8 protein-coding genes and 1 tRNA gene are annotated in these 9,635 nt (G+C 67.5%); 2 read left to right on the top strand and 7 right to left on the bottom strand.

Features of this window, described 5'->3' with window-relative positions; all coding sequences use genetic code 11:
* Positions 1 to 130: 130 nt before the first annotated feature.
* Together ACFWPX_RS24885 and orn are read right to left on the bottom strand one after the other, a co-directional pair.
* Positions 131 to 203: transfer RNA gene (locus ACFWPX_RS24885), tRNA-His, on the bottom strand.
* Between the two features lie 55 nt (positions 204 to 258).
* Entirely contained in the window at positions 259 to 897 is a 639-nt protein-coding gene (gene orn, locus ACFWPX_RS24880; protein WP_378918306.1) for an oligoribonuclease, read from the bottom strand.
* 197 nt (positions 898 to 1,094) lie between these two features.
* Here orn and ACFWPX_RS24875 point away from each other — a divergent pair, with 197 nt between their 5' ends.
* Positions 1,095 to 2,765, top strand: coding sequence for a helicase HerA-like domain-containing protein (locus ACFWPX_RS24875; protein WP_378929456.1), 1,671 nt, complete (start codon positions 1,095 to 1,097; stop codon positions 2,763 to 2,765).
* 17 nt (positions 2,766 to 2,782) lie between these two features.
* On the opposite strand, the gene ACFWPX_RS24870 is transcribed toward ACFWPX_RS24875, so the two are convergent.
* The 3 genes from ACFWPX_RS24870 to cmrA all read right to left on the bottom strand — a co-directional run bounded on the left by ACFWPX_RS24870 (position 2,783) and on the right by cmrA (position 5,504).
* Entirely contained in the window at positions 2,783 to 3,112 is a 330-nt protein-coding gene (locus ACFWPX_RS24870) for a hypothetical protein (RefSeq protein WP_378918302.1), read from the bottom strand.
* A gap of 132 nt (positions 3,113 to 3,244) precedes the next feature.
* Positions 3,245 to 4,546 (bottom strand): diaminopimelate decarboxylase family protein, encoded by a 1,302-nt coding sequence (locus ACFWPX_RS24865; protein ID WP_378929453.1) that lies wholly within the window; start codon positions 4,544 to 4,546, stop codon positions 3,245 to 3,247.
* A 154-nt stretch (positions 4,547 to 4,700) separates the two neighbouring features.
* The gene (gene cmrA / locus ACFWPX_RS24860; RefSeq protein WP_378918298.1) at positions 4,701 to 5,504 is read right to left on the bottom strand and encodes a mycolate reductase; all 804 of its coding nucleotides are present in this window, start codon (positions 5,502 to 5,504) and stop codon (positions 4,701 to 4,703) included.
* Between the two features lie 181 nt (positions 5,505 to 5,685).
* Here cmrA and ACFWPX_RS24855 point away from each other — a divergent pair, with 181 nt between their 5' ends.
* On the top strand, positions 5,686 to 6,774 hold the full coding sequence (locus ACFWPX_RS24855; RefSeq protein WP_378929450.1) for a phosphotransferase enzyme family protein: 1,089 nt from the start codon (positions 5,686 to 5,688) through the stop codon (positions 6,772 to 6,774).
* A gap of 125 nt (positions 6,775 to 6,899) precedes the next feature.
* Here the strand turns inward: ACFWPX_RS24855 and ACFWPX_RS24850 are convergent, their stop codons facing one another.
* Complete coding sequence (locus ACFWPX_RS24850; protein WP_378929447.1) at positions 6,900 to 8,930, bottom strand: FAD-dependent oxidoreductase; 2,031 nt, start codon at positions 8,928 to 8,930, stop codon at positions 6,900 to 6,902.
* Complete coding sequence (locus tag ACFWPX_RS24845; RefSeq protein ID WP_378918292.1) at positions 8,927 to 9,481, bottom strand: PadR family transcriptional regulator; 555 nt, start codon at positions 9,479 to 9,481, stop codon at positions 8,927 to 8,929. Before ACFWPX_RS24845 ends, ACFWPX_RS24850 begins: the two co-directional genes overlap by 4 nt.
* Positions 9,482 to 9,635: the final 154 nt, after the last annotated feature.

Here is a 9,635-nt window from a genome sequence, read left to right as displayed (position 1 = left end):
GCGCTACCGCGCGGTGGGGGGCGGGGGGGGGGTGAAACTGACGCCCCAGACAAAGTGGGAATTTCACCCCGCGCCCACCCACACACACCCCCCCACCCCCGGGCCCCGCGCCCCCCCCCCATCTTCTCGGGGTGACCGACGGGACTCGAACCCGCGACATCCAGGATCACAACCTGGTGCTCTACCAACTGAACTACGGTCACCATCACCGGTGAATCACCGGCGCCGTCGATACTAGCGTGACTTTGGTGCCAGGCCCTAATCCGCTGGTAGAGGGCTTGAACCGGTGACATCCACGGCCTCGGTGGCAGCCAGCGCGGCGGCGGCGATCTCCGTGGTGGTCGGTCCGGGCAGCGGCACGAACGCGGTGCGACGGTAGTACTCGAGTTCGCGGATGGATTCCTTGATGTCGGCCAGCGCGCGGTGGGCGAGGCCCTTCTCCGGCTGACCGAAGTAGATGCGCGGGTACCAGCGGCGGCACAGTTCCTTGATCGAGCTCACGTCGACCATCCGGTAGTGCAGGTGCGCGTCGAGTTCGGGCATGTCGCGGGCGATGAAGCCGCGATCGGTGCCGATGGAGTTACCGCACAGCGGCACCGTGCGCGCGGTGGGCGCGTACTCGCGGATGTAGTCGAGTACCTGCTGCTGGGCCTGCTCGAGGGTGACGGTGGAACGCCGAACCTCTTCGGTCAGACCGGATTTCGCGTGCATGGTGGCGACGACCGGTGGCATGCAGGCCAGGGCGGCGTCGTCGGCGTGGATGACGATGTCGACACCGTCACCGAGAATGTTGAGGTCGCTGTCGGTTACGAGCGCGGCGATCTCGATCAGCTTGTCGCTGTCGAGACGGAGCCCCGTCATTTCGCAATCCATCCAGACCAGGAGTTTGTCTGACACGGGAGCCACCCTAATGGTGGGTCCGCGCCCCGGGTCGGCAGGTGTGTCGCGTGGGCGAGGCGGGTCGGGTTTGCCGCCGACATCGGTGGATGTTCGCCGCCCAGGTGACCGGCACGGATACAGTTTGCCTGGAATTACCCGCAGACGTTTCGAGCATTTCTTGCGTACGTGCCAGTGAGCAGACGGAGGACGCGCGAATGACCACCCCACAGGAGAAGGCGGCAGCGGCACGCAAGGCGGCCGAGGACGCTGCCCGGGTTGCCGCCGAGGCCATGGCCGCCGCGGAGGCCGCCGAGCAGGAAGCTCTGGCGGCGAGCTCCGCCCCGAAGCCACCGGCATCCGGCGATTCGACGGCATCTGCCGAGATCGCCGCGGGCTACGCCTTCAGCGGACCGGCTTTGGAACTGGGCACGGTGATGGTCGACGGTGTGGCCGATCCTGTTGCGCGCGTGCGTATTCCGCTGCGGATGATGAACCGGCACGGACTGGTCGCCGGCGCGACCGGTACCGGCAAGACCAAGACCTTGCAGGGCATCGCCGAACACCTCTCCCGTGCGGGCGTTCCCGTGGTGATGGCCGACGTCAAGGGCGATCTGTCGGGCTTGAGCGAGCCGGGCGCCGACACCGAGAAGATCCGGGCGCGCGCGGCGGAGACCGGCGCGACCGACTGGGCGCCGGGCGCGTTCCCCACCGAGTTCGTCTCGCTCGGCACCGGCGGCATCGGGGTGCCGATCCGGGCGACGATCACCTCGTTCGGTCCGATCCTGCTCAGCAAGGTGCTCGGTCTCAACGACACCCAGGAATCGACGCTTGGCCTGATCTTCCACTGGGCCGATCAGCGCGGCCTCGCCCTGCTCGATCTGAAGGACCTGCGCGCGGTTATCACCCACCTGACCAGCCCCGAAGGTAAGGAAGACCTCAAGGGCATCGGTGGTGTGTCCTCGCAGACAGCGGGGGTGATCCTGCGGTCGCTGGTGAATCTGGAAGCCGAAGGTGGCGATACCTTCTTCGGCGAACCCGAACTCGACCCGGCCGATCTGCTGCGCACCGCGGGCGGGCTCGGCGTGATCACCCTGTTCGAGCTCGGCCAGCAGGCGGCGCGGCCCGCACTGTTCTCGACGTTCCTGATGTGGGTGCTGGCCGATCTGTTCCAGACGTTGCCCGAGGTGGGTGACATCGACAAGCCCAAGCTCGTGTTCATCTTCGACGAGGCGCATCTGCTGTTCGCCGAGGCGTCCAAGGCGTTTCTGCAGCAGGTCGAGCAGACGGTGAAGCTGATCCGGTCCAAGGGCGTCGGCGTGTTCTTCTGCACCCAGCTGCCCACCGACATCCCCAATCCGGTGCTGTCCCAGCTCGGCGCCCGCGTGCAGCACGCCTTGCGCGCCTTCACCCCCGACGATCAGAAGGCGCTGTCCAAGACCGTCCGCACGTACCCGAAGTCGTCGGTGTACGACCTGGAAGAGGCGCTGACCTCGCTCGGTACCGGCGAGGCGATCGTCACCGTGCTCTCCGAAACCGGCGCACCGACACCGGTCGCCTGGACCAAGATCGCGCCACCGCGCTCGCTGATGGACACCATCGGCGACGAGGCGATCAAGTCCAAGGCGCTGTCGAGCGCGCTGCAGGGCAGATACGGGCAGAGCATCGACCGGGAATCGGCCTACGAGATGCTGCTGGCCAGCGTGGCCGCCGCCGATCCAGCGCCCGATGCCCCGCAGGCGCCCGGCCGATCGCAGGCGCAGCAGGAAGAGGACTCGGCGGCCGAGCGGATGATGAGGAATCCGGCGGTGAAGAGCTTCCTGCGATCAGCGGCGAGTGCCGCCGGCCGCGAGATCAGTCGCAGCATCTTCGGCACCCGGCGGCGCTAGCGGGAGGTCGGTTCGGGTCAGCTGCTGCCGAACCAGCCCCAGGGGAACCAGTTGTTGTATCCGCCGCGGCCGCGGTCGCAGCGGTTCCAGTCACGGTCGTTCCATTGGTTGCGGCCGTACCAGTCGTTGTCACATCGGTGCCCGCGGTCGCGGTCGCAGTAGTCGTAGTTCCGGTAGTTCCAGTCGTCGCACCGTGGGCGGTTGGTCTGTACCTGGTCTGGGGCTGCTGCGGGCAGTGCGGTCGCGGGCGCCGCCACTGTCATCGGAAAAGTGGCCGCCATACCGGCCACCGCCAAGCTCATGAGCAGTCGGCGCAGGCCGACCTCGCGTGTTCTGTTGGTCTTCATGGCTACCTCTTCCGGTGCGCTCGTCACCGGACTCAACGCACCGTCGGTCGAGTTGGTTGATTTTCCCCGACTCATCTGATAGTAGGCGCGCGACGGGTGCCGCCACCAGACCGGTGGCGGCGGTAACCCGGCTTATTCCAGAATTTCGCGCATCAGCAGATCGGCGGTTGTCTCGCGGCGCAGCAACTGGGTGGCGCGGCCGTCGGCGACGGCGACGATCGGCGGCCTGCCGACGGTGCTGTAGGTCGAGGCCAGCCCGTGGTGGTAGGCGCCGGTGCACGGCACGGCGAGTATCTCGCCCGGCCGCAGATCGGCGGGCAGACGCACGTCGGTAGCGATGAGCTGCCCGGATTCGCTGTGCTTGCCCGCGATGGACGCGGTGAGCTGCGCGCCGGTCGGATGCCGGTTGACGACGACCGCGCCGCTGTGTCCGCCACTTCGGCCGCAGCCGCCGCCGTCGACGATCACCCGGGTGCCGCCGTCGGTGGTCTCGGTGACGGCCAGCACCCGATACAGGGTGACACCCGCCCTGGCGACGATCGCCCGTCCGGGTTCCATGGCGAGCACGGGGCGGGGGAAACGGTGCCGCGCGCAGCCGGCGTCCAGCGCGTCGTCGAGGATGTCGGCGAGGTCGTGCAGGTTCAGTTCCGCGTCGCCGCTGCGGTAGGCCACCGCGTGCCCGCCGCCGATGTCGAGGTGGGACAGCAGCAGGCCGTATTCGTGGTCGATCCAGGACATCTCGCCGATCATCCGGCGGATCGCCTCGCCGTAGTGGTCGGGGTTGTGGATCTGCGGGCCGAGGTGGCAGTGCAAGCCCACGAGCTGCAGATTGCACCTGCCCGCGATCCGGGCTACGGCGGTCTCGAACGAACGACTGCCGAGCGGGAAGCCGAACTGGTCACCACCGGGAACGTCGATCCCGGTGGCGACCCGGAGCAGCACCTGCTGCGGTTGGGTCGCCAAGGCAGTGAGCAGCGTGATCTCGGTGAGCGAGCCGACCACGATGCGGCCGACACCGGCGCGCACGGCGGACTTCAGTTCGTCGAGAGTCTTGCCGTTGCCGTGCAACACGATCCGGCGCGGATCGATGCCCGCGGCGAGCGCGACCGATAACTCACCGCACGAGCCCACCTGCACCGACAGACCCTCGTCGGCGACCCAGCGCGCCACCGCGCCGACCATCAACGCGGTACCCGCGTAGACGATCTCGGCGTCGGGGAAGTGCTTGCGGTAGGCGCGGCAGCGCTCGCGCACCTCGGCTTCGTCGACCACCTGGACAGGGGTGCCGAACTGATCGGCGATATCGGCGAGCGCCACCGCGCCGAGGGTGATCCGGCCGTCGGGGTCGTAGTGGGTATCGGCCGGCCAGACCGCGGGATCGAGCCGCGGCACGGTGGTCGCGCGCAACGACGGGAAGATGTCGAGCAACGTCACGGTGGTCTCCTGGGGACGCCCCCGCGTTCGGAATGGCGGGGCCGACTCAAGAAATACGCCGTTTCCGGACCGCTGAACTCGGTGTTTACGGGTCCTTGACCACCTGCGAGTCCTTCCTGACGGGTTGCTGACACGCCAACCCGTCAGGCAGGGCTCAGCTGCCGAGCTTCTTGTAGAACGCGCCGGCGACCGGGGCGGTCAACGCGCGGGGGCCGTAGTTGCCCGCCACGCTCATGCCCTTGCTGATGAGGCCGGGGACGATGCGCATCTTGTTGCGGGCCAGCGCGTCGATGGAGACCTTGGCGGTGTATTCGGAGGACACCCAGAGGAAGTCGGGGACCATCTTGTCGACGATCGACTGGTCCTCGGGGGCGGGGGTTTCGGTGCGGACCGGGCCGGGGGCAAGCAGGGTGACATTCACGCCGCTGCCCTTGAGCTCGCCGCGCAGCGACTCCGAGAAGGTGTTCGCGAACGCCTTCGACGCCGCGTAGGTCGCGTTGTTCGGGATCGGCATATTGCCCGCGGCCGAACCGCTGATCAGGATTCCGCCCGCTTTGCGCTCGATCATGCCGGGCAGCACGGCCAGGCTCAGGTCGTGCACGGCGGTGGCGTTGAGCTCCATCTGCATGCGCTCGTAGGCGAAGTCGAGCTCGGCGACCGGGCCGAAGGTCGCGATGCCCGCGTTGTTGCAGAGAACGGCGATATCGCGGACCGCGAGCTCGTCGACGAGGCCGGCCCGCTGCGTGCGATCGGCCAGGTCGACCGCGCGGACCTCGGCGGTGATGCCATGGGCCAGGGTCAGCCGCTGGGCCAGTTCGGTGAGGATCTCACCGCGGCGCGCGACCAGGATCAGCGAATAGCCGCGCCCGGCCAGTTCGGCGGCCAGCGCGGTGCCGATGCCGGAGGACGCGCCGGTAACGACGGCACGATTGTCTGCAGTGGGGGAGGGCAAGCTCACGAGGGGAGCTTAGGGGATCGGCTCAGGCCGTGCCCGCGTCGACGGGGTGGCAGGGCGCTCCGTTGGTGGATCGCCGGAAACCGGGCGCCCGGCAATACCATGAGTGACGCCATGACAGCCGACTCGACGCAGCCCCGCACCGGGCAAGGGTGTGCGCCGTGCGGTGTGGGCGGGCGGTGCTGTGGCTGACGAGCGGGTGTTCGGGATGGGCGATGACCCGTTGGCCGAACCGACATGGCCCGCGCTGACCGAGGACGAGATCGCTCGCGCTGTTGCCGCGACGTGGAGTGGGTCGGCGCCTTCCGCGATCGAATGGCGTGGTGCGAGGCCGCTGTCGTCGACGGTGGGTGTGCGGTTGGACGGTGGCGAGCGGCTCGTCGTGAAGCGGATGCCGCTGCGATTGCGCGATGGGGTGGCGCTGGCCGAGGAACATCGGTTCATGGCGCATCTGCGCGAGCGTGGGATTCCGGTGCCCGAAGTGCGTGCCACCGTGGGCGACGGTGCACCGGACGGGTTCGTCTACGAGGTCCATCGTGTCGGCTCCGGACACGACCGCTACCGCGCCGACTTCTCCTGGTCGCCCTATCGCGACACCGACGACGCGCGAGCAGCGGGCGCGATGCTGGCCCGATTGCACCGCGTCGCAGCAGATTTCGATGCGCCGGCCCGTCCGGCCCGTCCGCTGCTCGCGACCTTGCACAGCGACGTGGTCACTGCCTTCGAATGGCATATCGCGCGCCGACCCGCTGTCGCCCGGTTCCTCGGTGAAAGGGACTGGCGCGCTGAGGTTCCCGGGTGGTCGGCCGACCTCACCGGCGTCGCACCGCTGTGGACGCATGGGGACTGGCACGGAACCAACCTGCTGTGGAAAGACCACGAGGTGACCTCGGTGATCGACTTCGGGCTGGCCGACCGCACGACCGCCGTCTTCGACCTCGCTACTGCTGTCGAACGCACTGCGATCGACTGGGTTTCGCTGCGTGACGGGGGTCCCGCGAATGTTCGCGAGGACCAGATCATCGCGCTGATCCAGGGGTATCGATCCGTGCGAGGACCCTCGACCGCCGAGCAGAACCTGCTTCCCGACCTGCTCCCACTGGTCCACATCGGCTACGAACTCTCCGAAATCGACTACTTCCTCACCATCGCCAACGACCAACGCAACGCCGAAATCGCCTATCAGGACTGGCTTCTCGGCCACCTGCACTGGTACGAAACCGAAGAGGGCCGCGCCCTGCGCACCCTGGTTCGCGACCTATTCGTCAGCTGAGCTGCCAACCCCAGGTCGGCTGCTCGACCACAACGAAACACCGCCCCGCGTGCCGGATGCGAGTTCGGCGCGCGGGGCGGTGCGGCGGTCGTCCGTCGCGTCGGACGACCGGTTCTTGGGTGGGGTTACAAGCGCGCGGCCAGGCGGGTGCCCTGGTCGATCGCACGCTTGGCGTCGAGCTCGGCGGCCAGGTCGGCGCCGCCGATGAGGTGCAGGTCGACACCCGCGGCGCGCAGGGGTTCTTCGAGTTCGCGCACGGATTCCTGTCCGGCACAGACGATCACATTGTCGACCTCGATCACCCGCGGGTTCTCGTGCTTCTCACCGAAGCTGATATGCAGGCCCGCGTCGTCGATGCGGTCGTAGTTCACGCCGCCGACCTGCTCGACACCCTTGGCCTTGAGGGCCGCGCGGTGCACCCAGCCGGAGGTCTTGCCGAGGTCCTTGCCGAACGGGGTCGACTTGCGTTGCAGCAGCACGACATCGCGAGCCGCGGGGGAGGGCTTGGGCTTGCGGAGCTGGCCGGGCACCTGCTCGTTCTCGGAATCGACGCCCCATTCCTCTTTCCACTCGTCGAGCTTGAGCGTGGGATGTCCTTCGACAGTGAGGTATTCGCTCACGTCGTAACCGATACCGCCCGCGCCGATCACCGCGACCTTCTTGCCGACCGGCTTCTCCTCCTTCACCAGTTCGGCGTAGGACAGCACCATCGGGTGGTCGATACCGGGGATGTTGGGGATGCGCGGGCGCACACCGGTCGCCAGGATCACCGAGTCGTACTTGCCCGCGATCAATTCCTCTGCGTTGACCCGCTTTTCGAGATGCAGGGTGACGCCGGTGAGGTCGATCTTGCGGCGGAAGTAGCGGATCGACTCGTCGAACTCCTCCTTGCCGGGAATGCGGCGGGCGATGTCGAACTGGCCGCCGATCTTGTCGTCGGACTCGAACAGGTCTACGTGATGGCCGCGCTCGGCCAGGCTCACCGCGGCCGACAGACCGGCCGGCCCCGCACCGACGACGGCAACCCGCTTGGCGCGGCGAGTCGGCAGCAGATTGAGGGTGGTCTCGCTGCCCGCCCTCGGGTTGACCAGGCACGACACCTTCTTGTTGCCGAAGGCGTGGTCGAGGCAGGCCTGATTGCAGGCGATGCAGGTATTGATCTCGTCGGCGCGGTCGCCCATGGCCTTGTTGGCCCATTCGGGGTCGGCGAGCAGCGGGCGGGCCATCGAGATCAGCGCCGCGTCGCCGCGAGTCAGGATCTCCTCGGCGATCTCGGGCATATTGATGCGGTTCGACGCACAGACCGGGATGTTCACCTTGCGCGCGATCTTCGCGGTGAATTCCACGAACGCCGCCCGCGGCACCGAGGTGACGATGGTGGGCACCCGTGCCTCGTGCCAGCCGATATCGGTATTGAGGATATCGACACCGACGGCCTCCAATTCCTGTGCCAGGGCGACGATTTCGTCGAAGGTCTGCCCCTTCTCGACCAGTTCGGCCATCGACAACCGGAACACGATGATGAAATCGGGGCCCACCTCGGCACGGATGCGCCGGGCGATCTCGACGGGAAGCCGACGCCGGTTCTCCGGTGTGCCACCCCACTTGTCGGTGCGCTTGTTCACCCGCGGGGCGAGGAACTGGTTGAGGAAATAGCCCTCACCGCCCATGATCTCGCAGCCGTCGTACCCGGCGAACTTGGCCAAGCCCGCGCAGCGCGCGTAATCGTCGATGGTGCTCTCGACACCCTTCGACGACAGCGCCCGCGGCTTGAACGGATTGATCGCCGACTTGATCGCCGAAGCCGAAACACTGGTCGGCATATACGAATAACGTCCCGCGTGCAGGATCTGGATGGCGATCTTGCCGCCCTCGGCGTGCACCGCCTTGGTGATCGTGCGATGCCGGTACGCCTCGGTCTTGTTGGTGAGCTTGCCGCCGAGCGGCAACAACCAGCCGGTTCGGTTCGGTGCGTAGCCGCCGGTGATGATCAGGCCGACGCCGCCGCGGGCACGTTCGGCGAAGTAGGTGGCCAGCTTGTTGGTGTCCCAGGCGCGGTCTTCCAGACCGGTGTGCATGGAGCCCATGACCACGCGGTTGCGCAGAGTGGTGTGGCCGAGGTCGAGTGGCTCGAACAGATGGGGATAAGCGGTCATGGGCGGTCTTCACCTTTTCGCGGTCGCAGGGCCTGCAGTACTTCGTCGCACCATTCGAGGTAGCCGGACTCCGCGCGGATGCCCGCGCGAAGCACCAGATACTGGTGCAGAGCGGTGCCGGAGAGCTGGTCCGGCGCCGGGAAGAATTTCTTTTCGCTGAGGCGGTACTCGTCGAGGCGCTGGGCGTGCTGCGCGCGATGGCGCGCCACCTCGTCGCAGACGGCATCGATGTCGCCGTACGCGGCGGCGCGGATCTTCACGCCCAGTTCGTCGCGGGCGGGGATGGCGTCGGTGGGCTCGGCGAGCCAGCGGGCGATCTCAGTCCGACCGGCCGGAGCTACCGAGTACACCTTCTTGTCGGGCTTGCCCTGCTGGGTCACCGATTCCACGGTGACCCAGCCGGAGGACTCCATCCGCTTGAGCACCCGGTATATCTGCTGGTGGGTAGCACTCCAGAAGTAGCCGATCGACTTGTCGAATCGGCGTGCGAGCTCGTAACCCGACCCGGCCCGCTCGGTGAGCGAGACCAGCAGCGCGTGCTCCAGTGCCATGGCACGAGGATATCTGGAACGCCGGGTACTATGCAACCAGGTTCATATGAATTTATGGCGTGGATGTACATAGACGGCGCGGGTGGTTGATCGCCGTGACTCTTCGGCCGAACGCGGTGCGCGCGTTATGGGCGGCGGACGGGTTTGATCGCCG

The organism is Nocardia sp. NPDC058518, assembly GCF_042719655.1.
Classification (GTDB): Bacteria; Actinomycetota; Actinomycetes; order Mycobacteriales; family Mycobacteriaceae; genus Nocardia.
The sequence above is the reverse complement of the archived record's forward strand: the minus strand, read 5'-3'. Positions and strand labels throughout refer to the sequence as shown.

Coding starts and splice junctions, on each gene's coding strand:
- ACFWPX_RS24845 (WP_378918292.1), bottom strand. CDS start 9,481: ATGGCACTGGAGCACGCGCTGCTGGTCTCGCTCACCGAGCGGGCCGGG.
- ACFWPX_RS24850 (WP_378929447.1), bottom strand. CDS start 8,930: ATGACCGCTTATCCCCATCTGTTCGAGCCACTCGACCTCGGCCACACC.
- ACFWPX_RS24875 (WP_378929456.1), top strand. CDS start 1,095: ATGACCACCCCACAGGAGAAGGCGGCAGCGGCACGCAAGGCGGCCGAG.
- ACFWPX_RS24870 (WP_378918302.1), bottom strand. CDS start 3,112: ATGAAGACCAACAGAACACGCGAGGTCGGCCTGCGCCGACTGCTCATG.